The following is a 13,207-nucleotide window of genomic DNA, read 5'->3' as shown; positions in this document are numbered from 1 at the left end:
TCCAAATCATCTGACCTTTTTCTGACCTTTTTCTGACCTTTTTCTGACTTCCAGTCTTTACATTCCTATTGTCAATCTGGTTGTCATGGTAGAAAGTCTAGATATTCATCAATGCGTCTCCTGAATACCGCTTTATTATTTATACGTTTGGTTTATTTGTTTGGTTCCTCGCTTAACTGATTGATTCAACCATTTATTTCCTAATTTAATCAAAATCAGGGGGGTATACCCATGGCAGAATTTGAATTGGGTTTGTTTCCGTCTGGTCGTACTCGTAGCTTCAACAATTTTGTTGGCAACGTCGATCCTGAAGATACCTTTCGCTTTTTCCTCACTGGCTCAAACAATTATATTAACGCTGCGTTGACTGGAATGTCTCAAGATGCCGATCTATATCTGTATCGAGACGTCAACAACAACGGTATCATTGATTTCCGCGATCAACTCGTCTCTCAATCGAGCGCAGGGGGCAATGCCGATGACGCCATCAATGTGCGTGTCAGTTTACCCGGTTCTTATATTGCTCAGGTGCGCCGGTTTGGCAGCAGCAATACGAACTATCGCCTCAGTTTGTCTAACTTCAACCCCAGTAACTTGCTTCCCGTTGAAGCTGATGCTGGAGTTTTGCGAGCAGCCCCCTATGTGCGCAATGATTCCGTTGGCACTAATGATACAGCAGATGTCACTCGTTTCACGATGGGCAGCGTCGGCAACTACAATGCGTCACTCACTAATATCACCGCTGGAACTGATGTGGACATGCGGCTGATTCGAGATGTAGACGGCGATCGGGTGTTAACTGGACGCGATGTAGTAATTGCTTCTTCAACACGCGGTAGCAATCTTGATGAGGCCATTAATGTGCGCAATCTGGCGGCAGGCACCTATTTCCTACAAACCTACCTGTTCAGCGGCAACAATGCGAACTATACGCTGCGAATGTCCAATGGTGGCTTTCGTCCGGGAAATCTGTTGACGAACGATGTGAATGCTGGCACGTTGAGCAGTACTCCATTCACTCAAACAAACTTTGTCAGCACGAATGATTCGGAGAATTTGTACCGCTTTACTATGGGCAGTGCGGGCAACTTTAACGCCTCTTTGACTGGTATTTCGGGCGGAGATGTGGATATGCGCTTGATCCGCGACAGCAACAACAATGGCATTGTCGATGTTGGGGATGAAGTGGTGCGATCGCAGGCAGGGAGTACAAATGACGAAGCAATTAATGTGCGCAATCTGGCGGCAGGCACCTATTTCCTACAAACCTACCTGTTTAGCGGCAACAATGTGAACTATACGCTGAAAATGTCGAATACAGGTTCGTCTGGTTTCTCACCTAGCAATCTTCTACCCACCGAAACCAACGTGGGCGTCCTTACTGGAACAACCACTCATTTTGACTCTGTAAGTACCAACGATGCAGCCGACACTTTCCGCTTTGGCGTTTCATCGTCTCGAACTGTCAACCTTTCGCTAACGGGGCTGCAAGCTGATGCCGACCTGCGGCTCATTCGAGATATCAACAATAATGGCGTTGTCGATAGTGGTGAGGTCATTAGTACTTCACTAGCGGGTGGTACGTCGTCTGAGCAAATCTCAGCGTTCTTGTCACCGGGCAACAACTACTTTGCGCAGGTTTATCTCTTCCCCAGCACTGGCAGCACACCTTACACATTGTCTATCTCATAACCCTTAACAAGAATGGGGGCGGAAACGCCCCCGTTTACGTGCATCCTTCTCTGGTGAGTCTGGATCATGAATACAGTCTTACAGGTGAATCATCAATCGATCGCCTCAGACGAGGTACTACCACTGCTCATCCGCTATCATCTGTTGCTGGATTTAGTGCGTGAATTGGTTCTTGATCAAGCGATCGAATCAGTGCTCATATCCAATGATGAGCTTGCAGCCATCAAAATTGAGAAACAAGCAACCGAGAATTTAACCTCTAAATATGACACTGAATTACAAATTGAGTTGCCACAGGAAGACCAGCAAGTAATTCGACGGCTAAAGATTGAGAAATTTAAGCAACTCAAATGGGGAGATCAAATTGATCTGTATTTCTTACAGCGGCAACACCAACTCACAAAAGTAATTTATTCATTGATTCGCACGCATGATCGAGATCTCCTCAATGAATTGTATTTCCGCATCAACTCTAACGAACAGTCCTTCGCAGAACTAGCTCGACTCTACTCTCAAGGAACCGAAGCGCAAACGGAAGGGTTAATTGGGCCTATAGAGATAGGAAGCTATCATCCTGCGTTTGCACAACTTCTTGCCCATAGTCCCTTGGGACAGCTTCAACCTCCGATGCAACTGGGCGAATGGTGGATCATTTTACGAGTCGAACAACGAATAGCAGCGCAACTGGATGAACCAATGCGGCAACGATTGCTAAATGACTTATTTGAGAAATGGCTCGATAACCGCCTCAGCATTCTCTGTCCACAGGGGACTTTGCATTGGCAATCCTGAGTTTTCTCACTATCATCTCATTGTTATTGCAGTTATTGCAGATGATGTAGAGGAATGATATGTGGGTCTTCTGTTGTGGGATGTATCGCTCTGCTTCTACCTTACAGTTTCAAATTACTTCACGGCTTGTCAAAGACAATCAATTGGGTCAGCAAATTGGCTGGATTGATGCCCTGCGGTTTAATGCAGTGCGCGATCGATATATTCATGAGCCTGAGTTAAAAGTGATCAAAGTTCATACCTGTACCGAACCAATCGCAGCAGAGTTTTGGCAAGGGAATGCAATCGGAATTTATACATTTCGTGACATTCGAGATGTTTTTGTTTCTAGCATGAGACAACGTAACAAATCCTTTGACTCTGTTTGGGAGGAAGGATTCATTGAGCAATGTTTGGAAAACCACAAGCGCTGGACTGAATTACCCAATGTTTTGATTTCTCGCTATGAAACTATCATGTCTGATCTTCCCCATGAAGTCGATCGAATCGCTAAGCATCTCGGCATCAACTTGAAGCCAAATGAGTGTCAAGCAATTGCCGCAGATTACTCCATCGAGATTCAACAGGTGCGAATTCAACAGTTTACCAACACCTTACTGCAAACGCCCCTAGCACCCAACGATCATCGCGAAATTGTCGATTATCATGACGAAGAAACGTTACTGCACATGAATCACATTAATTCGGCACAAGTAGGACGTTGGCGACATGATTTGTCTAGCCAGGAAGCAATCCTCATTGGCGATCGGGTGAAAGACTGGTGTGCACACAATACCTACCCTGCGTCGGAGTTTTTGCATTCTACTCCAAGCTAACCCTAGACATCCTTGACTTGCGCACTTGCCCTTTCAACCTCCCACACTTGGGGAACTTCAATCCAGTTACTTCCAAACCTGGAGAGCCAAGGGGCGAAAGGGCTGAACGGACTCAGTTCTGATACAAATGACAGGAAATTTGTCAGGTGCGGGTGCTAAAGATAAGAAGATAACATCATGCAATTGATGAATTAATTCTGCGCAATTCAAGCAAAAGCCTAACGATTGGTAGAGCACACGATCGCTGTTATATGTCAAGATAATCAGCAAACTGAATTACGCGCAAATTTAACACTGGCAATAGCCACAAATTGCAGCTTCTACGTGAACGCCGCTAGTCTTTAAGGAGAAAATCATGACGGATACAAGTGTAACTAAAGTTGACTCTCAATCCTCACCCATAGGCGAAATGGGGCAAAAATATTTAGCGTCTGGCAAACGGGTATCGATGCGGCTTTGGGAGAAAGAACACCCCGGAGACTCTAAACCGGAATCACGGCGAGATTATGAAACCGTTGGATATGTAATTGATGGGTTTGCTGAACTGTACATTGAGGGACAAATGATTTTACTTGAGCCGGGCAGTTCTTGGGTTGTTCCGGCTGGCGCAAATCACACCTACAAAATCTTAGAACCCTTTACTGCGATCGAAGCAACCAGTCCCCCCGCAGAGATGCACGGCCGTGACGAAAACTAGCACTATGATGGTATGAACTGTACTGATTGGCACAGGTGCGTGTAATGGCTAGTTAATCCTTTGATAGACGCAATAAAAATATAAACCGAATACGCTACTAGCTAGCACTCTGAATTTACGAGAGAACTGAAGCTCCATCAAACGGACATTAGACCTTTTGGCGTTTTAACGATGGCTTATAGTTCTCTCGTTTACTTTTGTTACTGAATGAGTTACTAATCTAATGACCTAGAAGATTCAGGGGCATTCTGATTTGCATCAGGATTCGCATCAAAGTCAGAATCATCCTCAGTGTTCCCTTCAACAAACCTATCGTCCTCTTCAGCCATGCGATTAAGATCATCTAGGCTTACCTTAACTTCGTCTAGACCTTGTTCCTCTGAGTGAATAGTTGCATCAAGCTCGTTTAAAGCCTCAATAGTAGATTTTGGTTGGTTGGTTTTAGCTGAATTAGGACCTGAATCGGAGGGCTGCGCTGATTTCGATCGCTCCATTGTTTTCATCCTCTTTTTTAAATTCAAAACTTAAAGCGCAAAGCTTAAAACGACGCAAGGTCGCTTGTTCAAAATACGCAAGGCCATACTTCTGACTGAAAGTCTAGCGCTTTAGCAGAATAAAGCAAAAAAAAATAAAGTTTTCTGAAATCATCTTAAATAATGCTGCACGATACGGAGATACAACAAAATGTAGGGAATCCTGTGAATATGACCTCTATCTAAAGGCATAGATGTGTTCAATTTTCAACTTGTTGTTCCCTGGTTGCTTACTTCCACTCTTGCCTCGGCCAGTGTTCCGTCCCCTGCGCCTACCATTCCTGACATCACACTTGAGAAAACGCCTACTCCGATCGTGCGTGTCCACTACAATTACTATCCTATTTCCGGTACAACGGCTATGGATTTGCGGGCTGAAATGTTGCGATACGGCCCCCACGGCGAATTAGCCGAACGCCCATACGACGGCTATACACACTGGCATGTGCGCTGGTCTTATAACTACGCCACTACAAACGAGGGCTGTACGGTGACTGGGGTTGAAAGCAGCGTGGATGTCACATTTACGTTACCGTGGTGGAATGTTCCAGCAGAGGCGTCTGGTTCCGTGGTTGCTGCTTGGAATCAGTATGTAGGAGCACTGCAACTTCATGAAAACGGACATATGGCGCACGGCGTTGCGGCTGCTACCGAAATTACCCGTACATTAAATCAGTTTCCGGCTTATCCTTCCTGTACTGCATTGAGAGAAGCTATCAGTAGAACCACGCGACAAATTGTGCAGCACTATAATCAGCGAGACATTGATTATGATCTAAGCACACAGCATGGACTCACGCAGGGTGCTATGTTTCCACCCCATCAGCATAGCGCTTCTCAGGAGACGCTTCCTTCCTACTAGATTTCGATCGTCTACAGTGAAACTCCTCCACTCTGCGGGTTACAACCAGTTGGGTTATAAACAGGTCAAGGGAGGAGTTGCCGTTATGCTCTTATTATGGATGGATGAGCAACGTATACATAAATGAAACTATTGCTCAACTTCACTATCAAATCAAATCCTTACCATAGTGCACGCACTGCTCCAGTTCCCGCCGCGCCACCAGCACCGCCGCCCACTGCATCATCAGTGGTGGTACCGCTTTGAGGAGTACCAAAGTCATTAGAATCATCGGTGGTGCCAGGTGTGGAAGGCAAGGGCTGACCCGAAGGCTCTCGTTCAAACGCGCCGCCACCTGTTGCATCGGGGTTTGCAGGGTTGACAGGATTGGTTTGCTCAACACCACCAGCACCGCCGCCTGTGCTTTCGTCCATCATGGTGCCGTCCTGGTTCATTTGGTCGGTGGTGCCAGGTGTGGAAGGCAAGGGCTGACCCGAAGGCTCTTGTTCAAACGCGCCACCACCCGTTGCATCGGGGTTTGCTGGGTTGACAGGATTTCTAGTGGTGCCACTTTGGGCAACAAGGCTCTCCATTGCCATCACTGGTAAGCCCATCAGTGCACTTGCACCAGCCAGTCCAGCAATCACTGCTAACTTCTTGAAAAGATTTTCGCTTTTGGTTAGACGCATTCTAATCTCCTTCATACCTGGTAGGTTGTAAATTTTTCGAGTTAATCGCTACTTGTAAGGAGCAACACTACTCAACTTATCGCCATCCCCCCTTCCTATTTGTCTGTCAGAAGGTACGTTTCATCCAGGCCCAAAGGTGGAGATAAAACTTGCTTAAAGATGCAAACTTCTATACCAACGATAGAAGCAGGGATGATAGGTGGCTTCGCTAGTGCTCAAAATCCCTGGCTTGAACACCCTTTGATCGCCTTCTGAGGATGTAGACAATGAGAATTATTATCTTTTTAGTTTTTTGAGCAAGAGAATCGTTATCATTATTGAAGTTTAGTAGATCGGCCCAGTTGTGGCTGTCTCTTGACAGGAACCGTTGGAGCAATCCCGGTTCGATCGCAGGTTTCTAATGTTTCGACATCATCTGCTAAGTAGTTGCGTTCTTACTGACAAGATCATGTCTCAGTTAAGCAATCTATCTTCCCGTCCCCCTAAGCTTTCTCGTAAATTGGTGCTGTTGAGTGCAATCGCTACCTTTGCGACCGGTCTAGGTAGCTGTGCACCATCTACACCCACAGCAACCGATTCTGCGGGCACAGATACCACGAATCCGGTAGCTTCTGCTGACACGTCCGATGCCGAAACGTTGACCATTGTCACGACGACCATTCCTGTCACAAACTTTACAGAAGCTGTGGCAGGTGATCGGGCTGAAGTAACCTATTTGTTGCCTCCTAACGTTGGCCCTCACGATTTTCAAGCTAAACCCGATGATGTGCGCGCGATCGCAGCGGCGGATGTGTTGGTGCAAAACGGATTAGAACTAGAAACGTTTCTCGACAGCTTGATCGAAAATGCCAACAATCCAAATTTGCAGGTTATCGACACCAGCGAAGGCATTGTACCCATTGCAAACGAAGAGCCATACGGACATAGCCACGCACATGATGAAGCTCATGCCCACGGCGATCACGCCCACGATCATGATCACGCTCACGATCAGGAAGATCTGTCTACTGCAACCACAGGCACGTCCCATGCCCATGCTCATGGTGAGTTCGATCCGCATATTTGGCTTGATCCCCAAAAGGCCATTCAACAAGTGGAGAACATCCGCGACGGTCTAATTGCTGTTGATCCAGAGGGTGAAGCCATCTACACCGAAAATGCAGCCGCTTACATTCAGGAGTTGGAAACGCTCGATGCGGAAATTGCTGAAATGCTGCAACCCTATAGGGGGCAGAAGTTTGTCACCTATCACGACTTTGCTTTTTACTTTGCCCAACGCTATGCCTTAGAGGCAGAGTATTTAGTTGGTTTGCCTGAAGAGAATCCCTCGCCCGATGATGTAAAACGGGTATTAGAAACCGCAGGCAGCGCTAATCTGAAGGTTCTACTGACGGAACCTCAAGCCAGCAACAGCAAGTTTTCGGCCCTGGCAAGTGATTTGGATGTGCAGGTCAGCAGTTTTGATCCGATGGAAACAGGTGGGTCGGACAGTCTATCCGCAGACTATTACCTAAGAATCATGCGGGAAAACGTTGAAAACCTCAGGTCTGCTTTTGAACAATCCCAAGCCTCTACCCTGAGATGGACGGTCGCTCAGTTTCCCCGTTCGATCGCTCTGCTCGATTGCCTTACCGCATAGTAGGCTAAGCATGGCAGGCGGGGCAGCGCATTGATGGAAACTGTGTTGGCGGTTGAACGACTAAGTGTTTATCGAGGCACGCATCAAGTTGTTCACGATGTATCGTTTGCGTTAGAGGCAGGCACTGATACGGCTTTAATTGGCCCAAACGGGGCAGGAAAAAGCACCTTGGTGCAGGCGTTGTTGGGTATTATTCCCTGGCAGTCTGGTGATGTCTCACTTTTGGGGCGATCGATTCGCGCTGGAAAAATTCCGGTGTCTGTTCGTCCTCAGATTGCCTATTTGCCGCAGAGCTTTTTGTTCGATCGTGGCATTCCTATGACGGTTGCAGAATTTGTAGCGTTGGGATGGGGGCGTCCTGGAATCAGCTTGCCGTGGCGAAGCCGAATCGCTCGGCAGCGGGCGGTGGTGCAGGCCCTAACGCGAGTGAATGCCTGTCATCTCATTCACCAGTCGATCGGCAGATTATCTGGTGGTGAAACCAAGCGGGTGCTGCTGGCCTATTGCTTGGTACAACCACGTCGTTTGCTCATCCTAGACGAAGCCCCAGCAGGACTCGACTATCAAGCCGAAGCGGAATTCTATCACTTGTTGAATCAACTAAAGTTGAACCATGGCTGGACGATTTTGCAAATTTCTCATGATTTAGAGATGGTCAGTCGATTCTGCGACCAGGTAATTTGTTTGAATCGATCGATTGTTTGCCAAGGTACACCGGACGTTACCCTCTCTATCGAAAATCTGATAGCCGCGTATGGACCTCAGTTTGCTCGATACCGCCATCAACACTAGATAGGATGATCCCAACTCATTTGTATATATAACCCGCTTTGCCATGCTAGACACCCTCGATCGCATCACTGAATTAATGTCCTTTCCCTTCATGCAGCGAGCGCTACTAGGAGGAATTTTGACAGGAATATTGGGGGGACTTTTAGGCAGTTTTGCAATTTTACGCCAGCTTTCTTTCTTCAGTCACACTGTTGGTCACGCAGCGTTACTGGGCATTGTTCTTGCAGTGTTGTTTAACCTTAATCCAACACTGGCGCTGTTACCATTCACAGTATTGTTTGGACTTGGTGTAATTTATCTCATCTCTCAAACCAATTTATGGAGTGACGCTGTTCTCAATATTGTCTTTTCAGTGTCTCTGGCAGGTGCCATACTTGCTCTAAGTTTTGTTGAAGGCTATCGTGGCAACTTGATGAATTTACTATTCGGTGATATCTTGGCTATCCAATCGATCGATCTGTGGTTGACTACGATGGTTTGCCTCGTAAGCGCCGTGTCTTTGCTGCTAACCCATCGGGCCCAAGTATTATTGACACTGCATGAAGGCATGGCCAAAGCACAAGGGGTAGCGGTTCAACAGCATCAGGCTTGGTTCATTGTGTTGCTTTCGCTAGCGGTAGCGGTAGCCATCAAAGCTGTTGGGGTCTTGTTGGTCAATGCATTTTTGGTCATTCCTGCTGCAACTGCGAAGTTAATCAGCCATCAGTTTGCGTGGTATGTGTTGCTGGCAATTGGGATAGGAGCATTGAGCGCAATCTTAGGAATTGTCATGTCTGCGGCCTGGAATTTGGCGTCTGGCCCCAGCATTGTCGTTGCTCAGTTTGGACTGTTTGCGATCGCCATTCTGGTTTCTCGGTTAAGGCAAACTTCCTGATGCCAAGCCTAAACACCCCTGACGGTGAACTAATTATTGCGGTAAAGTGTTGTCTTGTGCGCTGGACTTAAAAGACTTCATCTTCGCGTCCAACCCACCACTCTCCCAAATTCATCAAGTCTTGGTGAATGTCAGACAAAGCTTGTTCATACTCAGGGGCAGAAAGCTCGTTCTTTTGCTCTTGTAGCTTTTTGAGACGCAGTTGAATCAGTAACCACGGTTTAAAGATATTGTTAGTGGTTTCCAGATACTTCGCTAATTCTTCGCTATTCATGACGGGAATTCAGCAACAACAACCCTAGCTAGTCCATTGCTCAATGCTTCTCTATTATCCTAAGTTGCGTGGATATCACAATAGATATCACAATGGAAATCAATACTATGGAAATCAATCTTGCCGATGTGGTGATGGAAGTAACCGCTGCCTTCGAGCAATACGAAGTGGCTTTGGTGCAAAATCAAGTTCCGGTTCTCGATCGACTGTTTTGGCACAGTCCGCACACCATTCGCTATGGCGTTACCGAGAATTTATATGGCTATGAAGCCATTGCTGCCTTTCGAACCGCCCGATCGGCCATTGGACTCGATCGCACGTTGAAAAATACAATCATCACCACCTACGGGCGCGATTTTGCTACGGCCAATACTGAGTTTCAACGCGGCAGACAACACGGTAGACAAAGCCAAACTTGGATGCGTACCCCCGATGGCTGGCGGGTAGTGAGTGCCCACGTGTCGCTGTTGCCTGCTCCCCCCACTTGTCACGGAGGGGGATGAATGTAGCATGATAGATTTATCTGGCATTGCAGCGATCGATCAACATGCCCACAATCTAGTGCGCTCGGATGTGGCAGCCGCTACGCCCTATGTCTGTGCCTTCACCGAGGGATATGATCCTGAAGTGGTTCATCATCATGCTCGATCGACGCTGTTCTATCGCCGCAGCCTACGCGACATCGCCCAATTACTGGATTGTCACCCCACAGAAGCCGCCATTTTAGACCGCCGATCGCAGCTAGGGCTAGAAGCCTTAACTCGGTGCTGCTTTGAGGCGGCCAATTTGCAAGCTGTGTATCTCGATGACGGGTTTTTGCCCGACACCATTCTGCCTTGGGAGTGGCATCAGCAATTTACGTCGATTCAGCGATTGTTGCGCATTGAATGGCTGGCCGAGCAACTAATGAACCAAGTCGATCGGTTTGAGATCTTTTTGGAATGGTTTCGCAGTGAACTAAATCCGCCACCGAAAGGTGTTGTAGGCTTGAAGAGCATCGCCGCCTACCGCAGCGGGTTGGATATTCAGTCCATTCCCCTTGATCTAGCCGCCGATCGCTTCTATGCCCTAAAAGAACAGTATCCAGAGCAAATTCGCCTCAGCGACAAAGCCTTGATTGATTTTTTGCTCCACGAAGCGCTGGCGATCGCGGCACAATACCACCTGCCGGTGCAGTTTCACTCAGGATTTGGTGATCCAGATCTAGATTTGCGGCTGGCGAATCCTCTGCATTTGCGACCCCTACTAGAAAATCCACACTATCGTCAAGTGCCGATCGTCTTGCTTCATGCCTCCTATCCCTACACTCAGGAAGCAGGCTATTTGGCCTCTGTATACCCTCACGTGTATGTTGATACAGGACTTGCCGTTCCGTTTCTCAGTGTTATAGGAATGAAGCGTTGTCTGGAGATGCTGTTAGAACTTAGCCCTACCAGTAAAATTGTGTATTCTTCGGATGCTCACCTCATTCCAGAGTTGTACTATCTAGGGGCCAAATGGGGACGAGCCGGACTGAGCCAAGTTTTGGAAGATGCCATTCAATCGGGCGATCTGAGCGCCCAAGAAGCTGAAGAGGCAGCCATCGATATTCTCTGGCGTAACGCACAACGCCTCTATCAACCTTTTCTATAGCCTTACCATAAAATTTTTTTGCTTAGGGGGTGACACCCCCCACCCCTCAGATGGCATAATGTGCTAAGTAGATGCACCCTGATGGTTGGGAGAGTTGTTCAACGACTCTCCTTTATTTTTGTTTAAATCATCAGCGCTCCCCAAAGTACGCTCAACCGCTCGCTCTACCTAGGGATCACAAGCGGGTGCTCGCTAAGAGTGGAGGCTAGGCATCTATTTAAACTTTTTGTAAACAAATTCCTTTAGGGGGTGACACCCCCCACCCCTCAGATGGCATAATGTGCTAAGTAGATGCACCCTGATGGTTGGGAGAGTTGCCAAAAGGCTCTCCCTTTTGTACTTTCTGGGAAAGTTAGGGATTGGGCGAGAGGGAGTCGATAGACTGAAAGGAGGTTCTTGTCTACCTTTTCTTCCAAATCAATGGTGCTACCTGACTCGATCGATCGCTTTCATGTCTCCAATCCACTCACAGAGCTAGCCTATGAGCCTGCCTTTGAACGCTTAGGAGATGATTATTACGATAGTGTGACTGCCGCAGAATTTCCGCGTCATACGCTGCGGTTTCGCAATGACGATCTGCTGTTACGGTTTGGACTTCGGCCGGATACAGTGTCTGATGCTGATTTCATCGACGCTTTTGGCTACTTTCGGGGACGACAGCCGTTTTTAGCAATGCGCTATCACGGCTATCAGTTTGGCGAATATAACTCTCGCTTGGGCGATGGGCGCGGGTTTCTCTATGGACAGGTACGCGACGTACAAGGAGAATTGTATGATTTGGGCACGAAAGGCTCAGGAACCACGCCCTACTCTAGAGGAGCCGACGGACGGCTGACGCTGAAGGGAGGAGTGCGCGAGGTATTGGCGGCAGAAATGCTACACCGTTTAGGGGTGAGAACGTCTCGTTGTCTGAGTTTAATTGAAACGGGGGAAGCCCTATGGCGGGGAGATGAACCTTCGCCCACTCGATCGTCGGTGATGGTGCGCGTAGCCCGATCGCACATTCGCTTTGGCACGTTTGAGCGGCTGCACTATTTGGGACGGCAAGATTTAACCCAAACGTTGTTGAATCATGTGATTCAGTTTTACTACCCCCATTTAATCGATCAACCCGATGCTTATCTGCGCTTCTATGCTGAATTGGTACAACGAGTAGCAGAACTAGCCGCACAGTGGATGTCGGTAGGGTTTTGCCATGCCGTGCTGAACACCGACAATATGTCGATCGCCGCCGAAAGCTTTGACTATGGCCCCTATGCGTTCATTCAGCAGTATGATCCACAGTTCACGGCTGCTTATTTTGACTACTATGGGCGCTACTGCTATGGCAATCAACCCACTGCCTGTCTATGGAATTTGCAGATGTTGCAAGTGCCGCTGAAGGGATTGATCGAAGCATTCGAAATGGAAACGGTGCTCGCCCAGTTTGATGTTCATTATGAAAGAACTTACTGCGAGCGAATGGTGCGCAAGCTGGGATTTGAGGTGAGTTTAGAAGGAATATCGATCGAAGTAGGACAGGAATTATTGCGCCGCACCCTGAAACTGTTGTGGGAAAGCAAAGTGGGATATCACGATTTCTTCTTGGCCTTGCGTCAACAGTTTGCCCCAAACTGGCGAGAGGATGCAACTCATATTTTTGCGCAAGCGGAAATAGACGCACCGCAAGCCCAAGCCGAAACAGTGTCAGTGTTGTTTCAGCAATGGCGGCAGTTCTACCATCAAGTGCTTAACCATCTGCCGATCGACGAGATGGACGCAGTGGCTCAACGCCTACGGCAACATAATCCTATGACGGTGATCATTCGCCCCGAAATTGAAGCAGTTTGGGAGCCGATCGCTCAAGACGACGATTGGCAGCCGTTTTATGCCCTGCTCGATCGAACTCGGCAGTCTGTTGAATTGCCAGTTGACGAGAGGTTAGCCGGCAAATAGGA

Annotated in this window: 14 protein-coding genes; 11 read left to right on the top strand and 3 right to left on the bottom strand. The window is 47.8% G+C overall.

Annotated elements, in window-relative coordinates:
* Positions 1-231: 231 nt before the first annotated feature.
* The 4 genes from OXH18_RS13700 (at position 232) to OXH18_RS13685 (ending at position 3,996) form a co-directional block, all read left to right on the top strand.
* Positions 232-1,692, top strand: coding sequence for a PPC domain-containing protein (locus OXH18_RS13700; protein WP_268607646.1), 1,461 nt, complete (start codon positions 232-234; stop codon positions 1,690-1,692).
* A gap of 66 nt (positions 1,693-1,758) precedes the next feature.
* Positions 1,759-2,484 carry a peptidylprolyl isomerase gene (locus tag OXH18_RS13695; RefSeq protein WP_268607645.1) on the top strand — a complete coding sequence of 242 codons (726 nt, stop codon included), beginning with the start codon at positions 1,759-1,761 and terminating at the stop codon, positions 2,482-2,484.
* A gap of 80 nt (positions 2,485-2,564) precedes the next feature.
* Positions 2,565-3,299, top strand: a complete 735-nt coding sequence (locus OXH18_RS13690; protein WP_268607644.1) for a sulfotransferase domain-containing protein — start codon at positions 2,565-2,567, stop codon at positions 3,297-3,299.
* A gap of 355 nt (positions 3,300-3,654) precedes the next feature.
* The gene (locus tag OXH18_RS13685; protein ID WP_268607643.1) at positions 3,655-3,996 is read left to right on the top strand and encodes a cupin domain-containing protein; all 342 of its coding nucleotides are present in this window, start codon (positions 3,655-3,657) and stop codon (positions 3,994-3,996) included.
* A gap of 215 nt (positions 3,997-4,211) precedes the next feature.
* Here the strand turns inward: OXH18_RS13685 and OXH18_RS13680 are convergent, their stop codons facing one another.
* Positions 4,212-4,490 carry a hypothetical protein gene (locus tag OXH18_RS13680; RefSeq protein ID WP_268607642.1) on the bottom strand — a complete coding sequence of 93 codons (279 nt, stop codon included), beginning with the start codon at positions 4,488-4,490 and terminating at the stop codon, positions 4,212-4,214.
* Positions 4,491-4,725: 235 nt separating this feature from the next.
* Between OXH18_RS13680 and OXH18_RS13675 the strand changes: the two genes are divergently transcribed.
* Entirely contained in the window at positions 4,726-5,391 is a 666-nt protein-coding gene (locus OXH18_RS13675; RefSeq protein ID WP_268607641.1) for a DUF922 domain-containing Zn-dependent protease, read from the top strand.
* Between the two features lie 161 nt (positions 5,392-5,552).
* Here OXH18_RS13675 and OXH18_RS13670 read toward each other — a convergent pair whose 3' ends face one another.
* Complete coding sequence (locus tag OXH18_RS13670) at positions 5,553-6,059, bottom strand: hypothetical protein (protein ID WP_268607640.1); 507 nt, start codon at positions 6,057-6,059, stop codon at positions 5,553-5,555.
* 448 nt (positions 6,060-6,507) lie between these two features.
* Here OXH18_RS13670 and OXH18_RS13665 point away from each other — a divergent pair, with 448 nt between their 5' ends.
* The 3 genes from OXH18_RS13665 to OXH18_RS13655 are packed head-to-tail and all read left to right on the top strand — an operon-like array spanning position 6,508 to position 9,364.
* Positions 6,508-7,698, top strand: coding sequence for a metal ABC transporter solute-binding protein, Zn/Mn family (locus OXH18_RS13665; protein WP_268607639.1), 1,191 nt, complete (start codon positions 6,508-6,510; stop codon positions 7,696-7,698).
* Positions 7,699-7,728: 30 nt separating this feature from the next.
* Entirely contained in the window at positions 7,729-8,490 is a 762-nt protein-coding gene (locus tag OXH18_RS13660) for a metal ABC transporter ATP-binding protein (RefSeq protein WP_315874587.1), read from the top strand.
* A 43-nt stretch (positions 8,491-8,533) separates the two neighbouring features.
* Positions 8,534-9,364: a metal ABC transporter permease gene (locus OXH18_RS13655; protein ID WP_268607637.1), complete on the top strand. Its 831-nt coding sequence runs from the start codon at positions 8,534-8,536 to the stop codon at positions 9,362-9,364.
* Positions 9,365-9,431: 67 nt separating this feature from the next.
* On the opposite strand, the gene OXH18_RS13650 is transcribed toward OXH18_RS13655, so the two are convergent.
* Positions 9,432-9,638 carry a hypothetical protein gene (locus OXH18_RS13650; protein WP_268607636.1) on the bottom strand — a complete coding sequence of 69 codons (207 nt, stop codon included), beginning with the start codon at positions 9,636-9,638 and terminating at the stop codon, positions 9,432-9,434.
* 107 nt (positions 9,639-9,745) lie between these two features.
* On the opposite strand from OXH18_RS13650, the gene hpxZ reads away from it, so the two are divergent.
* The 3 genes from hpxZ to OXH18_RS13635 all read left to right on the top strand — a co-directional run bounded on the left by hpxZ (position 9,746) and on the right by OXH18_RS13635 (position 13,205).
* Complete coding sequence (gene hpxZ / locus OXH18_RS13645) at positions 9,746-10,141, top strand: oxalurate catabolism protein HpxZ (RefSeq protein ID WP_268607635.1); 396 nt, start codon at positions 9,746-9,748, stop codon at positions 10,139-10,141.
* Positions 10,142-10,148: 7 nt separating this feature from the next.
* On the top strand, positions 10,149-11,270 hold the full coding sequence (locus OXH18_RS13640; RefSeq protein WP_268607634.1) for an amidohydrolase family protein: 1,122 nt from the start codon (positions 10,149-10,151) through the stop codon (positions 11,268-11,270).
* Positions 11,271-11,690: 420 nt separating this feature from the next.
* Positions 11,691-13,205: a protein adenylyltransferase SelO gene (locus OXH18_RS13635; RefSeq protein ID WP_268607633.1), complete on the top strand. Its 1,515-nt coding sequence runs from the start codon at positions 11,691-11,693 to the stop codon at positions 13,203-13,205.
* Positions 13,206-13,207 lie beyond the last annotated feature (2 nt).

Origin of the sequence: Thermocoleostomius sinensis A174, from assembly GCF_026802175.1 — a bacterium.
In the GTDB taxonomy this organism is placed as follows: Bacteria; Cyanobacteriota; Cyanobacteriia; order Elainellales; family Elainellaceae; genus Thermocoleostomius; species Thermocoleostomius sinensis.
The sequence above is the reverse complement of the archived record's forward strand: the minus strand, read 5'-3'. Positions and strand labels throughout refer to the sequence as shown.